The organism is Caldisphaera lagunensis DSM 15908 (assembly GCF_000317795.1).
Classification (GTDB): domain Archaea; phylum Thermoproteota; class Thermoprotei_A; order Sulfolobales; family Acidilobaceae; genus Caldisphaera; species Caldisphaera lagunensis.
In genome coordinates, this window is the sequence record NC_019791.1 from 907,268 (window position 1) to 929,984 (window position 22,717).

Below are 22,717 nucleotides of genomic sequence, written 5' to 3' on the forward strand. Positions count from 1 at the left end.
TTGATTGATAAAAAAACAAGTTTTGATAAGCATTGCTTAGTAATATTTTTAAAATTTTCTATATTAATTTAATATGGAGGGCCCGTAGTCCAGTTTGGCAGGATGCGGGGTATGCATATGCACCCGAATCGGGTCCCTGTGGTCGGGGGTTCAAATCCCCCCGGGCCCATAAATATTAATGAGCAGAATTTAAAGACCTCAATTTTAATTTTAAATAAAATAATTATAAAATAACGTTAATTATGAATTAACTTGATATGTTTAATTAGAAAGCTTGATTAAGGATAAATTAATTTTTAGCTATATACTCTTGTTGTATCCTTTAGATCCATTACTGCAGAATAAAACAAGTAATTCTTTTAAATTCTATCTTTCAGCATTCTTAGAAAAAAGGAACCTGCCAATTGCAGAAGTATCTATATCTTTATCTTAACGTTATAATATATCTTTAATACGAATCTTCACTATGGCACCGAATCTCTTATTTCATTTTGTTGCTTCAATTGTCCCATGATAATGTAAATCGTAATTTAAACAATTATGTTTAAAAACTCTTATTGATTTAAATCCATAATCTTTCAATCCTACTAGATCAGGAGAATATTCTATTCTAACTTTCCTAAAAAGGGATAAAGATTCATCATTAATTACTTCGAATTCTTTGCCTTTGATATCAAGATCTAATAAATATGGATCTGTTATATTAAATTCCTTAATTATTTGAGTGATTGATATACTTCTTACCTTAGTGGTTTTGCCTGTATTTAGATTATAAGCTGATGAGAATCCAGTACCAGTAATTGGAAAGTCAATTATTTCGTCTTTTCCAAGCGCGTAATTTTTCATAATAATATTTTGCGCTAGATGAGGATTAAGAGATATGTTCTTTAAAGCCAATTCATAGTTAATTGGATCTGGCTCAAAGGAATAAACTCTTGCCCCTTTTGATGCATAATACAATGCCGTATCTCCAGTAAAACCGCCAGCTTGAATTACTATTTTACCATTAAGATTATCAGAATAATGTATATCATAAATAAAGGTCTCTGAAAATATTAGCGGGTCGAAGTTCTCAATATAGAATTTTAACCCATTAGGGGTTAATAACAATATCATTTTCCTGATCTAGATGCCAAAAACCTTCTCTATCCCTAAATTCAGCTCCATGAAGAAAAGAAAGCAAGAATACTTGAAAAATATCCTTTTTATTTTGATAGTTATATTTCATTATATATCCATTGTTAGTAATTAATTTTCTGTTTCTTTTAAAGATAATATTGAAAGCGTTATGAAAACCATATTTCTGTCTCATAATTTCATAGTATAACTTTCGATTTAAATATATTTGTTTAAAAATCATTAAAATTTCCCCCTGAAACTTTCTATTAAGTTAAAGTGTTTCCTCTCTTATATTTTTTTGATTCGAACAGTTTATGCTGAAATTTTTGGTCATTAACCAACATCATCTTATGCCTCACGTCTACACTATTCATTCCATCGACCATTGTATCAAAAGCTAAGTCTTATTAATGCTATTCTACATAATCCCCATAGTTAGAAAAGATTTGACCATGTCCTCTATATGCTATCCAAATACTATAGAAACAGAAGAGAAGACAAAGATCACATTCAATTTTACAGCTAATAATTTCATGAACTACTTGGGACTCGCAATGATAATACTAATAGTAAGTCTTAACCTGATATTAGAATTCATGTAAAAACAATCCAATTTAACAGAATCATTTTGGCTCGGGATCTAATAGGTAGAGTTAACTGAAGTCACTCTCTTCTTGATGACCAATACGTAGAGTATCAAAATATGGAGATTTCTGCATTGGATTGAATTGCACATTCCAGAAATATGTAAAAATATGAATAGTTATTAGATTTTACTATGTTTTAATATGATCAATATAAATAAAATTATTATAAATTGATGAATTTAGCAAGGCTTATGGGTAATGCATTATTATTAAATAAATTAAGTATTGATGTCTTTTATTATTATTTCAAAAATTCTTATCCATGTCTCATGAATGACACAACCTTGATATACAATAAATTTATATAACAAATTATAAATTTGTAGGATTATGTTTCTTCTAAGGAACTAATATCAAATCTTTATTTCTATCTTTTTCCTTGAAATATTGTTTTGATATTAATTTAGTATAATTCTTTAATGCTATCAAAAAATTTTTGATTTATAGAATTTCAAATTATAAAAGACTTTTAAATTTTCATGATAGTTATGATAGTAGGATTAAAAATGGAAATCTTCACGATAGGACCTGCAGATATTAATGGAAAAATTGGTGGAGGTGGAATTCATAATGCAGAAATAATAATTAGATTACCACATTTAGGTTTTAGAGTTATTTATTCTCCATATCCTTCTATATTATTTTGGGCTTTGAACGATGAAGTTTATGCTGATTCATTACATAAAACATTAAGAATTATGGAACAAAATAAAGTTATTATTCCTAGCATAGTTTTTTCCTATTTGGAAGAAAAAAATAAAATATTAAAAAGGCATAATATTGAATCCAATTTCTTTAGCAAAGTTGATAAATTTATTAAAGAAAAATTAAAATATATTCATTATAAGGATTTTCCTCAATTAAGAGATGAAGAAATAAAAATTATGAAAGATATTATAAGTGATGTGGGTAATGTTCAATATATAATGAATCCTACTGAATCGACATCAGAATTTATTTATTTTGCTAAGATTTTTAAAAAACCTATTTATAATATAATTCACCATAATCCTTTTAACTGGTATATGGCGTTACGTAAAACTGCATCTATGTTTTACATGAATTCTATATCCAATATTATAAAATTGGTTAGATTAAGTCTTTTTTCTCCCTATTCTAGCATTAAATATTATTATGATAAATTAATTAGCCTAAATTTACCTATAAATTTTATATGGATTAATCCTGCTTCATATTTTCAATTTAGAAATTCCATGAATTTAAATAAAAACATAAAAAATTACTTTATTTACCCAGCTAATGCAATTGATCCTCTAGCTTTATCAAATGAAAGCTATGATAAAGAGAATTATTTTGTTTATGGAGGTTATCTAGATCTTCTTAAGGGTTTATATGATATGCCTTATATATTAAAAGAATTAAAAAATAAAATCGATGATTATATTGTTTTTGTTGGTCATTCTTCTAATGAAACAACTAAATATATAAATAAATTGAAGAAAATATACCCAAAAATTAAATTTTTAGGTTTTTTAAAAAATAAAGAAGAACTATTTAAAATATATTCAAAGGCAAAGGGTCTTATTTACCCAACACATATAGATGGCTATTCTTTGGTGATACTTGAATCTCTAGGAGTTAAAACACCAGTTATTACCTATGGAATTCCTGAATTAGTTTATTTATATAAAAACATTAAACCTGTTAGGATTGTGAATGAGTTTGATTTTAAATCATTTGCAAACGAAATAATTAAGCTTTCAAAAACAGATAATACAAGAGATCTTTTTGATAATACTGAAAGTTTTATAAGAATTCATAGCTCATGGGATAATGTCGCTAAACAATATGCAAAGATATTTAAAGAAACTATGAAATAAAAGAAATAAAGTTAATAAATATCTGCAATTCTTTAGAAAGCTTTATCAAATTATTATTTAATTCTATATTTCTTTACTCCATCAAAAAGAACTTCTTCTAAATATCCCCAATCAATAAGTTTTGATAGTTTTCTATTCAATTTATTTTTATTAATATTTGTTTTAATCATTATTTGATTTATATCCATAATTCCTCCATTCTTTTTTATTGTATATAGGATTAGTTTATCTTCATCATCAAGATATTTATTAATCTTATCTTTAATATTTTTTATGAATAAACTAAGTGTTGAAGGTAAATTCTTATTAAATACAAAAAAAGATGATTTTGCAAGATTTATAAATATGTTAAATAGGCTAGTACCAGATAAAATTGAACGTAATAGAGCAAATTTTAATATTCTCCATTGAGAAATAGGTAATTTTAGTTGTTTACTATCAAGATTTAAAGCCCAAATGTTGGCTAAATAATCAAATGCTAATTTCTCGCAAAACACATTTGATGATTTTTCACAATTATTTTGAAATTTTTTAAAAAATGAAATATCTGTTTGGAAAAATTGATAATTTGCCAAAAAGGTAAATGACGTATTTGTATTGTATAATTGTTCATAGCTTTTTTGATTTTTTAATGCATTTTTATTAATATGTACTCTATAATATGTTAACCTTTTACTCGTATAGAATAAAAGACCTTCACTAAATGATGATATTACCATAATAGCTAAATCAATCATACTCCCTTTTAGACCTTTAATATTTTCAGCTATACTTCTATTTACAGCAATGGAACTATTATTACCATGAATTTCATATTTTGCAATAATTTTTTCCCATCTAGGATCATCACTTTTCATTATTATGTTAAATGAAGGTTTAATGGCATATAATTTTCTATCTATTATATTATTGTTTTCATCAATTACATCAACATCATTACTTATATATATTAGGTTTTTAATTTTTTGAAAGCTTTTATATATACATTAACCTTTCTGGTTTATACATATCATCATCTTCCAAAAAGGTTATTATATCTCCTTTAGATTCATCTATACCTAAACTAAGTTTTTCTCCCAATGTATTGTTCTCTTCTATTACCATATTTTTCCAATTATTTCTTTCTATTATTTTATCAGATAATTGATCTTCAAAATTTTTTATAACAATTACTTCAAACTTATCCTTATCTAAGGTTTGTTGTTCCAAACTTTGCAAAGCATATGGTAAATATTTCTTTCTATTATAAGCAGTAACTATGACTGAAATTTTTGGATATTCCATACTATACGCCATTATTAATATTAATAGTAAGGCTTAAAAGATTAATTGAAAAAATAAGATAAAATAACACTACATGTTTGATATTTTAATGGTTTAATCTATTTTATTTATGAATAAAATGCAGGACTTTATGATAACTAAATCAGTCGAATACAACTTTATTGTATATTAAAATTTTTTATATAATTTATATAAAATTTAGATTATTAAAATCTTAATGTGTTTTGTATTTGATTGTAATAATAAGTAATATTTGTAAAACCTAAATAAATGACATTTATTATCAAATCCCATTAATTTTTGGCATATAAAAATTTTATTTAATAAATATAAAACTTTTTACAGTCAGCAAATCACTGAACATTCTATATTCTATTAAAATTTTACATAAAAATTATAATAATACCCCTTACATTGATATCATAATAATTAAAATATTTAAATTAAATGTAACAATAAGAAATATTTTGTTAATTTAAGTTTTTAATTTAGCATATTTTCTTCTATAATTGATGGCTATGTCAATTAGAGCAAAAGTATTTAAAGGTATGTCAAAGCTGCTTTCAGCAAATGCAGCAGTAACAATAATGCAATTCATATTTTATCTAACTATAGTTAGAATAATAGGATTTAACGGTTTAGGTTCTTATTTTGATTCAGTAATAATATTAACATTTATAAGCTTAGCTGCTACTTGGGAATCAAACGGTTTTTCTAGGTTTATTATTGGATATTATCAAGGTGGAAAAGAGAAAGAAGCAAGATATTTATATAGATTAGGAATTATTATTGGATTAACAAGCGGATTCGTTATATTTATAGTAATGTTTCTGTATTCATATCAAATTTCTTCATTACTTTATAGATCTCCCGTTTATAGTAACATAGTTAAAATTTTAGGTATTGATATAGCTTTATCATCTTATAATTCATATGCTGGAATAGGTCCTAATGCACTAATGAAGTTTGGTAAAATGGGAATAATACAGATCTTATGGGCATTAGGAAGATATCTTACCGGCATGCTATTACTCTTTATGGGATATGGTGCTTTTGGATTAGTTGTAGGTTGGGTTATAGGTGATGCTATTAATTCAATTTTTTATACTATGTGGAGCAGAGAGCTCATATTTGGAAAGGATACAAGGAGCAAATTAAAGCCAATAATTTCTTATGCTATACCTTTAGTTTTGGGATCATTAATTGTTACATTATTAAGTAATGTAGACAAGTTGTTTGTCTTGTATAAGTTAGGTTTAGCTGAGTTGGGTATTTATTCAACTATTATGCTTGCATCTTCGGTTCCACAGATGTTACCAAATTCAATCGCGGCATCATTAAGTCCTGCATTATTAGGTTTAGAAGAGAAAAATGGTTTAAATAAAGAAATAGTAGAAAAATCTATAAGGTATACAACAATTTTATCAATACCTTTTTTATTATTAGTTGGAGCTATGGGAAAACCTTTAATTTTATTATTGTTGGGACAAAGATTTGTTCATGATTGGAAAGCCTTTACTATACTCACTGTTGGACATGCATTAATGAGCTATGATATACCTATAACAATTGCTTTAAGCGCTAAAAAAGACTCAAAGGCTTTAGCTTTACAATCAGTAATAGGAGCAATAATAATAGGTTTTCTTGCTCCATATCTTATAAATTTATACTTTGCTACTGGAGCCGCAATAGCATACGTTTTGTCTAGATTTATTAGCTTTATAGCTGTTGCATTACCTAGGGTGAGAAAGCATGGTTTACTAAAAATAAATTTAAATGAGTATTTAAAAGTTTCCATATCATCTCTTATCTTATTATTTGGCTTACTTTTTGTCGAATACTTAACTGGGTTTAATGTTATTTATTTACCTTTGTATATTACATTAGGTATTTTAATAATAATTTTTAATTTCAAATTTTTTAAAATGCTTGATAAAGAAGATTATACTGCATTAAATGAAGTTTTGCCTAATAATTTAAAATTTTTCTTTGAGATCATTTGGAGTTTTTTGGATCTTCCTAAAGAATAGCATAGTAAATTTATTATATCTCCGAGATAATCTAATAATAAATTGGTATGTCTATGAATAATCAAAGCATTTCAGTTTTGGTAACCGCATATAAAAGAAAGGAGTATTTATTAGATGCATTAAAAAGCTTAAAAGATCAAACATTAGATGAAAATAAATTTGAGGTAATCGTAATAAAGAATTTTGAAGATCCTAAAATAGATAGCTTTATAGATTGCATGAATTGGAAAAATATTATTCCAGAAACAGCAGATTTGGGCTTAAAGTATGAAATAGGTATTAAGGAAGCAAAAGGACAAATTATTACATTTCTGGAGGATGATGATGTATATGAGAGCAATAGATTGCAATATATTTATTCAACATTTCAAAAATATAATGATTTAATATATTTTCATAATAACCAAAAAATAATAAATGAAAATGGTAACATCATTGATCAGAATATGATATATCCAGATATATACATTCAAGATCCAAGCAGATATTGCGATAAGCTTTTTATAAATCCCGGTGGGTTTCATAATGCTAGCTCTATTGCGATAGCTAAAGAAATAATTGAAAGAAAAGAATCATTAAATTTATTAAAAACAATAAAGAGCTCTCCAGATTTAGCTATGCTATCTTTAGCAATTAAGCAAAAGGGTTCTTTATATTTATCAGGTCAAAGTTTAACTAGATACAGAATACACATGAGTTCATCTACGCCTCATGGATATGTCTATAGAAAAGATTTTAAAAAGTCATTAATAACTCTTGCAGAAACATATAATAAATGGGCGGTTGATGCTAGAAAAATTATTGATTATACTAATAATATACCATGCATTGACTACATAAAACCATATGAACTAATAAGAAGAATCGAGGCATCTTCTACTCCGAGTTGGGCTATTAAAAATAGACCTATATCATCATTTTATGATTTTCTAATTTTATATAAGCTGGGAAAAGAACATAAGTTTATTGGAGATAAAAAATTGTTAGCTGTTCTTTTCTTAGATATTATTGTCTCTAAATTACCTAGTGAATTAAGAGAATTATATTGGAGAATTAGATGGGTAAGCAAAAATAATCTTGCATTATTTAAAAGAAAAACAAATAATTAATTGTAAGATCATAATAAAGATTATTTCAAAATAATAGGAAAATAATATCAACTATTCATGTTATGAATAATTGTTAAAATATTCGAAACATAAATATTAAATGAATTCATCTATGTTAAAATATTGTTTATATACGTAACCTAGCTTTTCATCAGTCCATGCATAAAAATCTAGAGATATGATTCTAAATACTCTTCTTTTATATTTTAAAAGTTCAATACTCATAAAGAACTTTAATTATGAATTACAATATAAAATTTTATTTTGTCATCAATAAATAGTACGGTATAATATTAAATAAATTCTCAAAGGCGGTTCATAATCACCTGGCTCACTTTTTAAAAAAGTGTAATTTCTATATACCCTAATTCATGGTACATAGATACATAACTAGTGAATAAACTTATATATCCTTTTTTCTTATGCCATAAAATATATCAAAGTCAGCTTGATCCTGAGAAACTTCTCCGTGCCAAACTTTAATTGTTTCAGATGACCATATATGTAACTGAAAATATTCCATACATATTATAAAAATGTTTGCACTTATCTCTGCTAATGCCAATTGTAAATGCTGCTACTTTTTTAGTTAACTTTCTTAAAAATTTTTAAAAGACCTTACCGACATCTTAAGGTATTATTGCTTTATCTAAAAATAATAATAGTTCAGGATTGTATTTGTTAACAAAATAATTAACAACAACTCTTAATCCATCAGATATACTAGAATTATAATCTATTTTTATAAAGTACAATTTGGAGGATATACAAAGTTTTTAATTTGATCTTTATCGTTTGAGTTACTGTCAACTATAATTACATGACTTGCAAAACCATCTATGGAATTATTGGTTTAGCTAGTAAAGAAAGATTGGAATTATATGTAATAATTATATCTATCTGTATTATATTTTCACCTACACAATTTATTGTGTATCTCGTAAATAAAAGCTCTAACAATATTTGTTTATAAAGTAATAAGAATTATATAGCAAGTTTTATTCCTAATTATTTGTATTAAATTTAGAAATTTAAATTTATAAAAACAACATATTTGCCCATTCAAATTTACATTTAATGATATAGTTAATATGCGAATAATAACTTTTAATATCCATACTGATTGGTTTGTAGGTATTATTGTTATGGATCTCTTAATTAAAGGAATTTATAAAGAAATAACCACGGTTATTGAAATAAAATGAGAGTTTAAGTGTAATTCTCTCAATTAAATTGAGTAATGAAAAACAAAAGTACTAATCCTTTATCAATATTATAATCAATGAAAGGATAACTATCTCTGTTATTATGGGGAAAATGTAATATCTTAATATGTTGATATGTATTATAAAAATATTATAAAAATACTTTTAATAACCAAAATCATAAGCTTAAAGAATAGAATTTACAACCTAAGTAAGATTTTAAAATACGAATTGAGCCGTTAAATAAGCAATTTAGGTTTAACTCAAATTTTAGTTGAAATTGATTGCAAAAATTAAATATTAAAATCCATATAGATAGATTTATATTATCAAAGTTATATATAAGGATTATATTATTTAAAAGATTGTTTATAATACAATCCTTTAGTTGACTAAACATTTCCTTATCTTTAGTTAAGAAAAGTAAGAAAATATTTATAAGGCAAGTCATGCAAACAATTATAATTTATTGATATAGTAAAAATTTTACATTATAACGAACAAGTTCAGTAAGTTTGAATTCCTTGAGACCTCATTCTATATAGCTGTTTTCTTCCTTGAGAGCAATTATTCTACAAATTACTATTGGAACACGAGTAGAATACCTCTGCATCCATTTCATTCTATTATTCATATTCTTCTTCTATTTATCCTGCATTTCTTTCCTATCGTGCGTATCCAATTTAAGAATACGAGTATAAGGTCTTCCCTCATCTTGGTTTCTTATCTATTCCGATTGATATCTAATTATCTTATATTGCGTGCCCCTGCCTCACTACAACGCGCTAGATTTTACAGGTATTACTCCCTTGATTTAGAGCTATTTGCAATACTTAAAAATGTTGTTCCTATTGTATGCTTATGTGTCTACCTTTTCTATAATGTCAAATATACGATCTACAAGCAGTTCAAACTCTTTTGAGGGGCCTACAATGTCTTTTATTATAATGATGTTAACGCACTTTCTTATTTCCTCGCTCACGGTAGCATGGAATTTTGCCCTAGATTTTACCCTATTATACTTCTTCTTCGTTTTGTACTAGCTACAATACACTACTTTTAAATCGGAATAATCCTACAGTAATACTTATCAGTTGATGATTCAGAAAACTTGACTCTCTGTTTTTCCAATTTGCATATTCTCCCACCAGAAAGTCCTGAGGTCGGACATAGGGAAATTGCATAAATCTTCCATGTAACCTTGTAACTCTATCTTATCTAGGTGCAATACACATTTCATTTTAAACTTAATAATATTATTATGTTTGGATATTCGTATGATTTTCCCGTTTTATATTCGTTCAATTTTAGAAGCTCATCTTCCCAGCGCAGTTTCTTTTCTTTATAAAATATGGTTATTATTATTTCCTCTATCAGCCTGCTGTCTGTTGTATAAATTCTAATTTCTATTTTTCATATATTACCAGCCTAGGTCACATGTATCCTGAGGTTTTTAAGCCTTAGACTGCTGAGTTATTGAATACTGCAGAGTTATATTTTTATAGTTAATCAGTAAAGAATATTATCATTAAAATAAATATTATAATATTATAAATTTCTATGAAAAATTTACAATCTTATTAGATTTTTAATCAAATAAATTGGATTATTAAAATATGGACAATTTATATTTAATTCTGATTTTATTGAGAATAAATCACAAATAGGTATTTTTAAAACTTTTAAATATTCAAAAAAATCATAGTCATGTATTTTTAAAAAATTATTTAATATTTGTTTTACTGCATAATGTTTTAATTCCCGAAAATCTTCATTATCTTTTCTAAATTTATATTTGTAATAAGAATCATATACCCTGTTTTTATATGATTCTAAATTCCAATTGTTTTTTAGTTTTTGTTCCATATAGCTTTTAACAATTCTATACATTATTAATGTATCTATTGCTAAGAGCAATTTATATCTTATATTTTTTCTATTATTATCATAATAATTGCTCCAGTCCTTCAAAATTGTACTTGATGAATTGTGCATTCTATATAAAGAAAGACGTTTTGATGAAAAGAGTATTTTGTTTCCAAATATTAATGATGAAATATTTATTAATTTATCAGTCTCATACATCTTTAAGCATTTTAATTTATTTGATATGAACTCTATAATATCTTTTTTAATATTTATTGAACTATTATTCCATACAATGAACATTAAATTTATTAGTTTTTTATTAATTTTTTTCGAATAAAATATCCTATCAAAAAATATGCTATTTCTTGGCTGGTAATTTTTATCTAGGGGTTTTAAATTTTCATCAGTTATTAATACTTGATGTCTTAGGTAATCTAAATTGTATTCTTTAAATTTGTTATAAACAAACTTTAATTTATCTTTTAACCAGTAATCATCATCTTCTAGCAAGGATATAACTTCTCCTTTTGCTTCCTTACTACCTAAAACAATTTTAGTCCCTAATCTAGGATCCTTTGTATAGATCCAGTTGTATTTTAACTTATCATAATTAATATCTTCATAATTTGCAACAACAATTACTTCAAACTTATCTTTATCTAAAGTTTGCCTATAAATGCTGTCTAAAGCTTGTCTTATGTATTGCTTTCTATCATATGCTGTAACAATAGCTGTTATATATGGTAAAGACATTATAATTACCCTGTAGAATACTTATTTTTGGCATTATTTATGTTTTTAGTAATTATTTAATGTTATCATGTTATATCTGTTATATTGTTAAATTAATTAAATTTTGGCTTAACGTTAATGTCTATGATTAATCAGCTATGTCTATTGATTTATAAAACAAAAATGTTTAAAGGATACATTAAATTTTTTATAACATTATATCCATAGTAAATACGACTTACTTTACGCTATGCAGTAAAAAGTTTCAAATCAAAACAGCTAAGGCTTACCCCTTAATTTTCTAAGATATTTCTATTACATAATCTAATATAGGATATCAAATTATTTTATTCACAAATATTTTAAATTAAAATAACTTATAATGCTTATAGACTTAAAATTTCTTATCTAAATAGACTAGTTCATACGTCTCTGATAATAATCAAATATAATTTTAGCCTTTATCTATTTTAATTGCATAAAACTAAGTCTTTTACTTATTTTGGCTAATTAATGCTTGATTAATCAATAATTATGTATAAAAATATTAACAATGTTATAATCTTTTACTTAATGCCGTTTCTTAATCATTCCTGAACATTCACTATATTTGATCAGTAGAAATTCTCAGGTAATTTATTATATTTTGTTAAATCCTTTAAGATTCCTGAACTACATATTCCTTAATGATCAAATCTTGATTAAAAATTCTTGAGATTTAGAAAATATTATAATTCTTTTCTATTTTATTTGCAATTTTTTTAAAGAATTGTATTCCATAATTGAATCAACATAATAAAATCTACTTATTTGGATTTCAGAGTTATTTCGATAGCCTGATCAATAATTTTAACATATATATTAATTACTTAACGTCATATAAATCTTTTAAATAATCATTATTATTTTTCACCTTTCATATAAATTTATGCTTAAAATAACCTTGAATATTATTATCTTTTTAATATTATTTTATTATTAAATGTTTTAATACGATAGGATCAATTGGATCCTTATTTATCAGTTTATAAATCCTTTATTTAGCAAAGGAATCGCACCATACAAATAAGACTTAAGTATTTAACCAAAACTGTGACTTAAAAATTTTAATATTGGAGATTATATAATCATGCTATATTTCATTAATTTAATGTTTTAAATTATGAAATTCTTTATTAAATTTTCTAAAAAGTTTTTATATTTACTTTTATTTGAAAATTACCTAATAAATTTTAAACTAAAATACGCTAAATATAATTATGAGGCAAGGGAAAAACTTTGAAAAACTTAAAGATATCAGTAATTATTCCCACCCTATGTAATGAGTTTTTATTAGGAGCCCTTAGTTCATTAGAAAATCAAAAAAGAAAGCCAGATGAAGTTATAGTTATATATAAATGTAATAACATAATAGAAAAACTCATTGATAATATAGATCTATCTATGGAATTTGTTAAACAAGAGAAAGGACATGTTACAAATGCTCTTAATATTGGCAAAAATAAGGCCTCGGGCGATATAATAGTAATAACAGATGATGATGTAATTTTACCCAAGGATTGGATAAAAAATTATGAAATTTATTTTAATAGTTTAAAAGAAAACTATGCAGGAGTTTGCAGTAGGGATATATGGATAAATGAAAATAAAGAAATTATAAAAAGTCCAGATGATAAACTAATCACATCTTTATATAGGAATTTTTATGTAAAGTATTTTATTAAACCACATATATTATTTAAGGATTTTAAAAACGGTGTTTTTATATCGAAAAACTATAAAATATTTCATGGATCATGTATTCCAAAGGGGAAATGTATATCTTTACCATTTAGGGGTGTAAATATGGCATTTTTTAGAGAAAAAATCAATGATATAGATTTTCCTGAAATTAATAATGTAAAATATTATCATATGTATGAACAATACATAGGAGTAAAATTAGTCAAAAAAGGATTATCTTATTTATATGTACCAGATAATCCTGTTTTTCATTATTATCATAAAAGCCTTTCAAAAAATAACAAAGCAAAAGAGGAAGATAAAATAATGCTAAATTTAATCAAAAATGAAATTGAATCATAGTTTTATCATTAATTATGTTGATAGATTATAATAAATTTTTACATTATTATTAATATAATAAATTTTTACATTATTATTAATATAATCACATTTGATATTGCTTATTTTCTTTTTTATTTCATTGTCAGCATATGTTATGAAATCTATTCCATAAATTTTTTTAGGAGAATAGGCCATAAATTTTTCATTATTTAATCCTACATCTTTTGGATCAATGATCTTTTTATATATATTTAAATAAACATATAAATCGTTTGGGATCACATGGTTATGGTATTTTCCATAAAGATCTGATATTTTGAATAAAATGTTCCAAAATACTGGAGAAATTAACTTATATAGCATTTCTTTATTTTCATTATCGTTTTTTATTTTTAGCTTTAAATAATTTTTTGATATACCATTTCCTCTAATATGATCAAGATAAATCCTATACTTTCTTTTTACATAATTGAAAAATCCATTGCTATACCTTCTTTCAGAATCCTTCATTTTCCAACTAGCATTATATCCAATAACAATTGGTATTGAATAATCAATACCTACCCGAGATATGAGATCCATTTCTTCTGCAGCCTGCAAATCTCTCCAATTTCCTTTATTAATTATCTCTTCTTTTTTTGCAACATAGCTCCATTGAAAGATATTTGATATTATTACTTTTGAGAGTTCAGTTTCCATAATTTTTATTAACATATTATTATATATTACATCTAAATGTATATATGCAGTTAACGAATTATTTGGACATTTTTTTAACGAATATGCCATCCCTAAACCTCTTGATGATTTAAGCCTATAAATCTTTAAATTGTAATCTTTTTTCATTTTTATAAGTTTCTCATATGTACCATCATTACTAAAATTATCAGTAATTACTATCTGGTCGAAAATTGCATCATATACTGATTCTATTGCTTTTTCTACAGTATTGACATTATTGTAAACTGTACCATATAGGCAATATTTCATTTTATTCCCCCTTTACATTTATTATTTCATAAATGTATTTAAGCATTAAAATAGGAACATCATCCCATGTGGGTAACTTTATGTTTGCCCTTATTGCTTTTTCTTTTAAAGTTTCAATGTTTTTCATAATGTATTGTATACCAGTTAAAAAGTCTTTATTTACTTCATCGTATACAAATATGGGATAATTACCTAGATCTTTAACGTTTATTCCCTCAATCCCCTTCCTTGTTGTAATAATAGGCAACCTAGCAGATATATAGTCTAAAATCTTTGTTTTTACACCAGTTCCTTCCACTAAGGGGGCAATTGCAAAATCCGATAAACAAAGATAATGGTCTATATCTTCTACATACCCTAAATATTCTACGTTTTCACTTTTAAATGGTTTAATTTTTAACGAATTACCCAATATTATAAATTTTATATCTTGAAAATATTTTGAAATATTTAAGATTTTTTGAAATGCAATAAGGTTTGGTTCATAATCAAGGTTACCATGAAATACTGCAATAATTTTAGAATTCTCATTATTTCTTATTAAATCTTTGTTAAGTTTATTACATCTTATTTTTCTTATACCCATAGGTAATATTTTAAACTTTGAAATTGGCAAATTATAATAATAGCAAGCTTTTATAGCATCTTCATAGCTTATTGAAAAAATGTAATCTGATAGCTTATAAAAACTGTATTCTACGGGATAAATTAATGATTTGCATCTAGAATTTTTACATACCTCAATTTCTTCTCCATGACTATTATAAATAATTTTTTCCCCCAAAAACTTAGATGCAAGTAATGATGGCCTGTTTATACCATAAATGTGCTCAAGTATTATTAGATCTGGATTTATATTTTTGATAATTTTCATTATATTATTAAATAAATTAAGATTAAACAAAGATATGTAGTCCGTATATAATAAACTGTTTGTTCTTGAGAAATCATTTACTACATAAAAGTTTGCCCACCTTAATTTTGAAGGATTTGATAATTTTTGTAATAGAAAATTTATTTCTAAATATTTAGAAAGAGAAAAATAGGTATTATAAGTTCTGTATTGCTGCCCTTTGTCAAAGCTTGATAAATCTGTATCATCTATAACTAAAAGTTTTAATCTCATTATTATCACTTATCGAGCAAATTCTGTATATACATAAAATTAAATATTTATCCAATTATCTATAATATTAATATAATTAATTAATAAAATAATTTAATTTCTTATAATTTGTCTATATTTCTTTTGTATCTGCTATATCTTATTAGCTAATAATACTTTTTAATAAAAATGGAAGAAAATCCTATTAGAAATTCTGCAGATTTTATTAAAAATAATTTCGGATTAAAATCTTGATACATCATAGATTTATAATAGTTTATTAAGTCACATGGCGATCTAAAATAATTGTGTTTGTCTATAAAGCAAGTATTTAATTCAATTTCGGTATTACAAACGTCTTTACTAAATAAATTTTTACCAAATTTCAATTCCAATAAATTAAGGCTTTGGATAGCAGTGAATTACCCCGCCCTTTCGGAGGGCATCCTCACCTCAAGATGGGGATTTCCTGCTTCTCAGAGCAACCTCGATCTCCCTACACATAGTGGAGGTTTCATCGAACGGAACCGTTTCGTTATGCCCCATGTGGAAGAGAGGTTATGGAGGGTTTGCTCACCACAGGTTTAATCCCCAGTCCCTAGGGTACGACCCAGCGCTTTCAGTTGAAGCCTAATAATCTTCTCCCCGAAATAATAAATCCTTCTATAAGGAGACTATTCATCCCCTCACTCACGGTAGGAGACCCACCCTTAACCCCCATAAAGTTAAATCTTTGTAGGAAAAAAGAATGACAAGCGTTGGTCTTTATGGCAGGGAGGAGGTCAGAAACTTGCACTTTTTTCCTTATATCGAATTGTTCTATTGGAGCACGATTAGAGGTTGATGATAAAGAATGCCTAAAGTAAGTTAATTTTTTGATCGAATATCATACATACTTCGTAAGGATAGTTTAGTACAATATTAAAAATTAAATGATAAGACACATTGATATTCCTTTTCAAAAATGAATCCCCTATTCAATAATATCTGTTTTTACGGCAATACTACTAAGATTAAAATAAAAAACCTCTTTTTAAGAATAAGTTTAGATAGTCAATTTTTCCTTAAACCTAGATTTACGATATATTCATATTCAAAATTTTTATTTTGCATGATTTCATTTCCAAATACATAGATATCTTTTCTTCCATTATGAAAACATATCATTTCCCTACAATAGCGTTAATTCTTAACATGATTCTCATAATATAATATATAACTTAATCTTTCAGGCATATATAAATCGTCATCTTCTAAGAATGTTATAATACTTCCTTTTGATTGCTCAATGCCTATAGATAATTTTCCACTATGGGTTGTATCGTTTGTAACTATGTTTTTCCATGAGTTTCTATTGATTATATTATAGGAATTTATATCACTAAATTTTTTATAACTATTACTTCATATTTGTTGTGATCCAAAGTTTGATTTTCAAGGCTTTTTAAAGCTTAGGGAAGAAATTGTTTTCTATTATATGCAGTAACAATAACTGATATATAAGGCTCTGTCATATTAATTCCCTAAATATATATTTTGATATCTGCTATATATCTCTTCTATCATAGATTTAAAATTAATCAAAGCTAGGATCTTTACAAAGCTAGCACTTTTAAAAATTTTTAAAATCTTTTATAAATTGTCTGAGAATCTAATATTACGATAAAAACGTAAATCAATAAAATGTTTTAAATAGTTTTGTATAATCTGATCGATTCTTGAGCTATTTTATCCCACGTTTTTATCTCTTTATGCCCATTCTCTCCTAATTTCTTTCTTAAATTAGAATCTTGAATAAGCAATAACATAGCATTTGCAATATCAATAGGATCATAAGGCTTAACCAATATTCCGTTTTCCATGTTTTTTATTCTGTAAGATAACTCTCCAACATTTGTTGTTATAACGGCCTTTTTCCTAGCCCATGATTCAGAAACTACAACAGAATAAACTTCTACATGATCACTTAGGCTAGGTAATACTAAAGCAATAGAAGAATCTATTGCTCCATATTTTAATTCCTCATCTAAAAAACCTAAAAATTCTACATAATTCTGAATATTTAGTTTTTTTGCTAACTTTACAAATCTCCTGTTATCTCCTGGACCTATAAGCAATATCTTTAAATCTTTGACTTCATTTATTACATGTGGTATTGCTTTCAATAATATTTCTATACCTTTTAAATAGTGCATTCTGCCAACATAAACAAAAATGTTTTCATTATAAATATTAAATTTCTTTCTAAATTCTTCTTCATGAGATGGCATCGTCATTATTTTTTCATCAATGGCATCTGGAAGATAATGTACATCATTTATTCCGTAGTTTTTCTTTAGTATTTCAATGTCTCTTTTACTTCTTGATAATTTTAAATCTGTATAATTAAAGCTTGTTTTTGTTAAATATCTTGCATATAAAAAGCCAACATTTCTTATTATTGGGTTAGGATGATCCCTTAAAGAATCTACTGCCATATAATATAGTGCAGTTTTTAATCCCTTCTTTTTTGCTTTTTTTATTATACTAATGTTAAAATATGATGAATGAGAGTGTGCATGTATTATATCAGCATCTTTAATTTTATTAAGGGTATCTTCAAGGGGAAACGATAAATCATTGTACCCAAGTTTAAAATACTTTATTCTAAGCACATTCTCATCATCAAAGTAAGCATTATTACCTATCTTTGGTGCTACTATATAAACTTCATGTCCAAGTTTCGTTTGTGCTTTTGATAGCTTATTAATTACATTCTCAAGTCCTCCAATATTTGGATAATAGGTATGTGTAATATGGTATATTTTCAAATTTTGCACCGTTTTATTATTGCTATACTTTACTTAAATTTATTTTGTTTGCGTTTAAAATAAATTTATTGAGTTAAATTAGAAACCAAATAATATAGTAATAAGCTATTATCTAGTTCTATTTCATAAAAATTTCATAAAAATTTTTAGCTTAATAAATATTGATTTATGGGTTAGATTGGAGCATGACCTTTTATGTCAGTTGCAGTTAAAGCATATAATTGAAATCAGTTTTTAAATCACGTAGAAGATAGTTTAAGGATTAAAATATTAGATAGAGATCAGTTTGATATGCTAGTAATTAGCAATTTTAGTTATTAATACGATGGTTAAATAACGTAAATACTTAACAATAAATAAAAAATATTGTACATCAATATTCTGTTGGTATTGAAGAATAATAAGGTGAAGAGATTTCTTATCTTGAATATGATGATCTATTTCTACAAGCTAGCTTGGGTATTTATACACTCTTTGATAAAGTTAAATATTTAAAATACTACAGAAATAATTTTTCTTTCTTTGGAAACATATGAATTAATTATTATTAAAACTTGTTTTAGATAGAAAATTTAATAAATTTTATAAATTAAATAAAAAAGATTATTTTGTATTTAGATCTCCAAGTAATGAAAAAGAAACTGTGTATTTACTCTTGATATCTTGTGATAATAGTATAAATCTAGTTGATAATTCTCATTTGACTTTATATAGATTTCATTCTCATATAGATTATGAGAATAAATTTTCAGTTAGGATTAAGGCTTGGCCACTGCTTATATGAATTACAAATTATTCAATTATATATAGAAAATTTTTGCAATAAAAAGAATTACCATTTATTTATGAATTTATTAGATCGCGAGCCGATTTAATTATTCTTTATTAATATCTTAATTACTAAAATTTGTTTTAGTTATATAGATTATTAGAATAATTATTTGAATAATTTTAGATATTACTAAAAATTTTTAGGTGTTAAGTTGCTGAATTCATCCTATGATAGGACCTTCATTCAGTTACATTTTTATTTCCGTTAGGTTTAAAAATGGGACCTAATATTTTGGAAAGATATTGCTACACTTAATGGATAAATATTAATGTCTCAAAATAAAAACAATATTATTTTCACTTCTTATTTATATATAAATAATGCAAAAATCCATTTGGGGTTATTCTTACAACCCTAAATCTATTAAAACCACATAGCTTAAACTTATCTATTATTTTTGTAACGTTATCATAACTAAAATGTACTTCCATAACATATGAATTAACTCTGTTTAAATAACTGCATGGAGTGTTAACTAATGATATCTCGCGTCCTTCACAATCCATTTTAACTAAATCATAGTTATCTTGTATAATTTCTTCAGGAGTAATTAGTTGAAAGCATAAATTTCCTTTTCTTAATCCAGTTGCATTTAAATCTTCAGAGACACACATTTCTTTATCATATCCAACGCTTTTTGCTTCGACATCTATAGGCAATCCATTCCTTTCAAGGTTTTTAGCTGCTAAATCATAATATACAGGTTCATAAACTTTAACGTGATTTGCTCCAAAGTTATAAAAGAATAAAGCTGAATCCCCTATATAACCACCAATGTCTATTATGTCATACCCTTTTACTTTTGTAGGATATGGGCAATTATTATTGTGTTTTTTGCAATTAATTAACATCTTAATATATTCCCAAAGAGGATCTAGGCCTGCTATTTTATTTATTGGAATTCCTATCTTATATTTCAAGAAATTGACTATTATTTCATTGCTTTCGATGTTATAACCAAAAATTTTAGCATATAGTATCGATTTTAATGTTGGAAAATCTGCATAGTAAATTTTGTTGTTAAATTTTAATTTGACTTTCCTACTTTTAGATTTATTGTATTTTAAGATTATATCAAAGCTTTTAATAGTTTCTAAAAACTTTGTATTTAGAAGGTATTTTAATGTCTGCATTTCGTAATTATTATTAAAACCATCTTCTATAATTAAACCATTATCCATAATTAAATCCATTTATTAATGAGAAAACTAAGTTTTTATATTTATATAATTCCCTATATTATAAAATTATACGTGTTCATAATACAAAAAGATTTTTATAGATAAACTAAACTCAAGATTATTAGATTTTAATAAATTAATCTCAAATGAACACTAAACTATTTTAAATTTTATTTTATTAGTGTTTAATAATATCATGACCAATATTTACGAAATATATTTTATTATATTAATTTTATTTATTCAATGCATAAGCTAAAATTGTTTTTGGATAGTATTATACAAATTTCTTTAATCAATATTTGGAAATTGTTTCCCAATATATAATAACATCGTGATATTTTGCAATAAGATCAAAATTGAACCATTATCTATTATATCACTTTTTAAACGCATAAAATATTTAGTTTTGTTTTTAATGCCCAGCCTAAAATAAAGCTTTATTTTTTATTAATTTATTGTATGCAAAATATAATATAAATATATATGGTTCTTAGTTATTATATTTATATACATTAATGATTATTTTAAGACAACAATCTTTATTATTTTTATAATATGTAAGTATTTAAATCCCTCTATATTGGCTAAATAATATTTTTTATAATAAATTTTAATTTTATAGATTCTATTATGTCTATATATGAAGTATTTTATTTGAATTTATTTTAGAAAATTATTTTTACAAAATTAATGATTTAAAGTGTTTGGCTATTAATTTCTAATCTTTCATTTATTAATTTAATTAAACTTATAAACTTGCTTAAAATCTTTTATTTGGGATAAAAATGATTTGTGTTGGGATACCTACATATAATAGATCCGAAATATTCAATAGATCCCTTTTAAGTTTTTACAACAATAATTATATAGATTTGATATTAGTGGTTGCTGATGCCGATAAAAAAGTTGAAGCAAATAGGTATAAGCAAATTTTGGACCAATTTAATAAAAAAATTTATTATCAAGTAAATATTGGCCGAAGTGGGAGTGTGAATTCAAGGAATAAAATACTTATCTTGGGCTACGAACTTGGATGCGACGAATTAATAATGGCAGATGATGATTATATTTTAATAGATAATAAAACGCCTCTAATACTTTCATTACATATAAAAAATGGTGCAGGTATGTGTGGAGGAAAAGTTATAAATCTGGCAAGAAGATCCATTGATCCTGATTTTTTCTTAAACACTATAATTGCAGATAACTTATCAGATATTACTGGCTATGTTTTTTTAGATATAAAGCATGGTCCAAGATATGCCAAGTATGTTCCACATTTCTTTTCTATAGATGGGGATATATTAAATAAGGTCAGATACGATAAGTTATATGATACGCCAACGGCTTTTAGGGAAGAAAGTGATTTACAAAGACAAATAAGATCATTGGGCTTTAATATAGTTTTTGATCCGAGGGCTTGGATAATACATTTAGATATCGAAGAAGGTGGTGATAGGAATAATATGGATGAAAATAAAAGACTTTATTGGAAATCGTTCGGATCAACATCATTTATACTTAAATGGGAAAAAAATATTAAACTCTTATCTAAACTCGTAATGGCGTCAATGATAATAATATCCTATAGACCAATGCGATTTATAAGTATATTTAAAGGAATAAGAGATTCTCTATATAATTTTAAAAACAAAAATAATGAAGTTTTGCCAGAAAAATAATTAATATAATATTTTAAAAAATTAAAAATGTGAATTCAAATATATTGAATTTCTTTAGTCTAATTTAGCCATAAATTTAAAAATTTTTAAAAATTATTATAATTAATATAATTTTTATTTTTAATAACTATATGGCATATAAAATATTGATGAATAGAAATATCTTTATATTATTAACAAACTGTATAAATCTTTACATGATAATAAATTC

14 protein-coding genes and 1 tRNA gene are annotated in these 22,717 nt (G+C 25.0%); 6 read left to right on the top strand and 9 right to left on the bottom strand.

The genetic code is table 11. The annotated features are described in order from the left end of the window. Positions 1-78 precede the first annotated feature (78 nt). Positions 79-169: transfer RNA gene (locus CALAG_RS04420), tRNA-Pro, on the top strand. A gap of 317 nt (positions 170-486) precedes the next feature. On the opposite strand, the gene CALAG_RS04425 is transcribed toward CALAG_RS04420, so the two are convergent. Next, positions 487-1,116: an FkbM family methyltransferase gene (locus CALAG_RS04425; RefSeq protein WP_048816748.1), complete on the bottom strand. Its 630-nt coding sequence runs from the start codon at positions 1,114-1,116 to the stop codon at positions 487-489. 1,138 nt (positions 1,117-2,254) lie between these two features. Between CALAG_RS04425 and CALAG_RS04435 the strand changes: the two genes are divergently transcribed. Continuing rightward, complete coding sequence (locus tag CALAG_RS04435) at positions 2,255-3,607, top strand: glycosyltransferase (RefSeq protein WP_245529220.1); 1,353 nt, start codon at positions 2,255-2,257, stop codon at positions 3,605-3,607. Positions 3,608-3,660: 53 nt separating this feature from the next. On the opposite strand, the gene CALAG_RS04440 is transcribed toward CALAG_RS04435, so the two are convergent. Next, positions 3,661-4,464, bottom strand: coding sequence for a hypothetical protein (locus CALAG_RS04440; RefSeq protein WP_048816750.1), 804 nt, complete (start codon positions 4,462-4,464; stop codon positions 3,661-3,663). A 118-nt stretch (positions 4,465-4,582) separates the two neighbouring features. Further along, the gene (locus CALAG_RS04445) at positions 4,583-4,891 is read right to left on the bottom strand and encodes a glycosyltransferase family 2 protein (RefSeq protein ID WP_048816751.1); all 309 of its coding nucleotides are present in this window, start codon (positions 4,889-4,891) and stop codon (positions 4,583-4,585) included. Between the two features lie 518 nt (positions 4,892-5,409). On the opposite strand from CALAG_RS04445, the gene CALAG_RS04450 reads away from it, so the two are divergent. Both CALAG_RS04450 and CALAG_RS04455 read left to right on the top strand, forming a co-directional pair. Then, positions 5,410-6,921: a lipopolysaccharide biosynthesis protein gene (locus tag CALAG_RS04450; protein WP_172633883.1), complete on the top strand. Its 1,512-nt coding sequence runs from the start codon at positions 5,410-5,412 to the stop codon at positions 6,919-6,921. Positions 6,922-6,974: 53 nt separating this feature from the next. Beyond that, positions 6,975-8,030: a glycosyltransferase family A protein gene (locus CALAG_RS04455; RefSeq protein ID WP_015232544.1), complete on the top strand. Its 1,056-nt coding sequence runs from the start codon at positions 6,975-6,977 to the stop codon at positions 8,028-8,030. Positions 8,031-8,659: 629 nt separating this feature from the next. Here CALAG_RS04455 and CALAG_RS08080 read toward each other — a convergent pair. Both CALAG_RS08080 and CALAG_RS04460 read right to left on the bottom strand, forming a co-directional pair. Then, a complete protein-coding gene (locus tag CALAG_RS08080; RefSeq protein WP_281086577.1) occupies positions 8,660-8,785 on the bottom strand; it encodes a hypothetical protein in 126 nt (41 codons plus the stop codon). Between the two features lie 2,019 nt (positions 8,786-10,804). Next, a complete protein-coding gene (locus CALAG_RS04460) occupies positions 10,805-11,857 on the bottom strand; it encodes a glycosyltransferase family A protein (RefSeq protein ID WP_015232545.1) in 1,053 nt (350 codons plus the stop codon). A 1,257-nt stretch (positions 11,858-13,114) separates the two neighbouring features. On the opposite strand from CALAG_RS04460, the gene CALAG_RS04465 reads away from it, so the two are divergent. Further along, positions 13,115-13,921 (top strand): glycosyltransferase family A protein, encoded by an 807-nt coding sequence (locus CALAG_RS04465; protein ID WP_015232546.1) that lies wholly within the window; start codon positions 13,115-13,117, stop codon positions 13,919-13,921. 12 nt (positions 13,922-13,933) lie between these two features. Here CALAG_RS04465 and CALAG_RS04470 read toward each other — a convergent pair whose 3' ends face one another. From CALAG_RS04470 to CALAG_RS04485, 4 genes are all read right to left on the bottom strand, one after another. Next, on the bottom strand, positions 13,934-14,893 hold the full coding sequence (locus CALAG_RS04470; protein WP_015232547.1) for a glycosyltransferase family 2 protein: 960 nt from the start codon (positions 14,891-14,893) through the stop codon (positions 13,934-13,936). Position 14,894: 1 nt separating this feature from the next. Then, positions 14,895-16,019 carry a glycosyltransferase gene (locus CALAG_RS04475; protein ID WP_048816752.1) on the bottom strand — a complete coding sequence of 375 codons (1,125 nt, stop codon included), beginning with the start codon at positions 16,017-16,019 and terminating at the stop codon, positions 14,895-14,897. A 1,667-nt stretch (positions 16,020-17,686) separates the two neighbouring features. Next, the gene (locus CALAG_RS04480) at positions 17,687-18,808 is read right to left on the bottom strand and encodes a glycosyltransferase family 4 protein (RefSeq protein WP_048816753.1); all 1,122 of its coding nucleotides are present in this window, start codon (positions 18,806-18,808) and stop codon (positions 17,687-17,689) included. Between the two features lie 1,128 nt (positions 18,809-19,936). Beyond that, positions 19,937-20,821 (bottom strand): class I SAM-dependent methyltransferase, encoded by an 885-nt coding sequence (locus CALAG_RS04485; RefSeq protein WP_015232550.1) that lies wholly within the window; start codon positions 20,819-20,821, stop codon positions 19,937-19,939. A gap of 788 nt (positions 20,822-21,609) precedes the next feature. On the opposite strand from CALAG_RS04485, the gene CALAG_RS04490 reads away from it, so the two are divergent. Next, entirely contained in the window at positions 21,610-22,506 is an 897-nt protein-coding gene (locus CALAG_RS04490) for a glycosyltransferase family 2 protein (RefSeq protein ID WP_015232551.1), read from the top strand. Positions 22,507-22,717 lie beyond the last annotated feature (211 nt).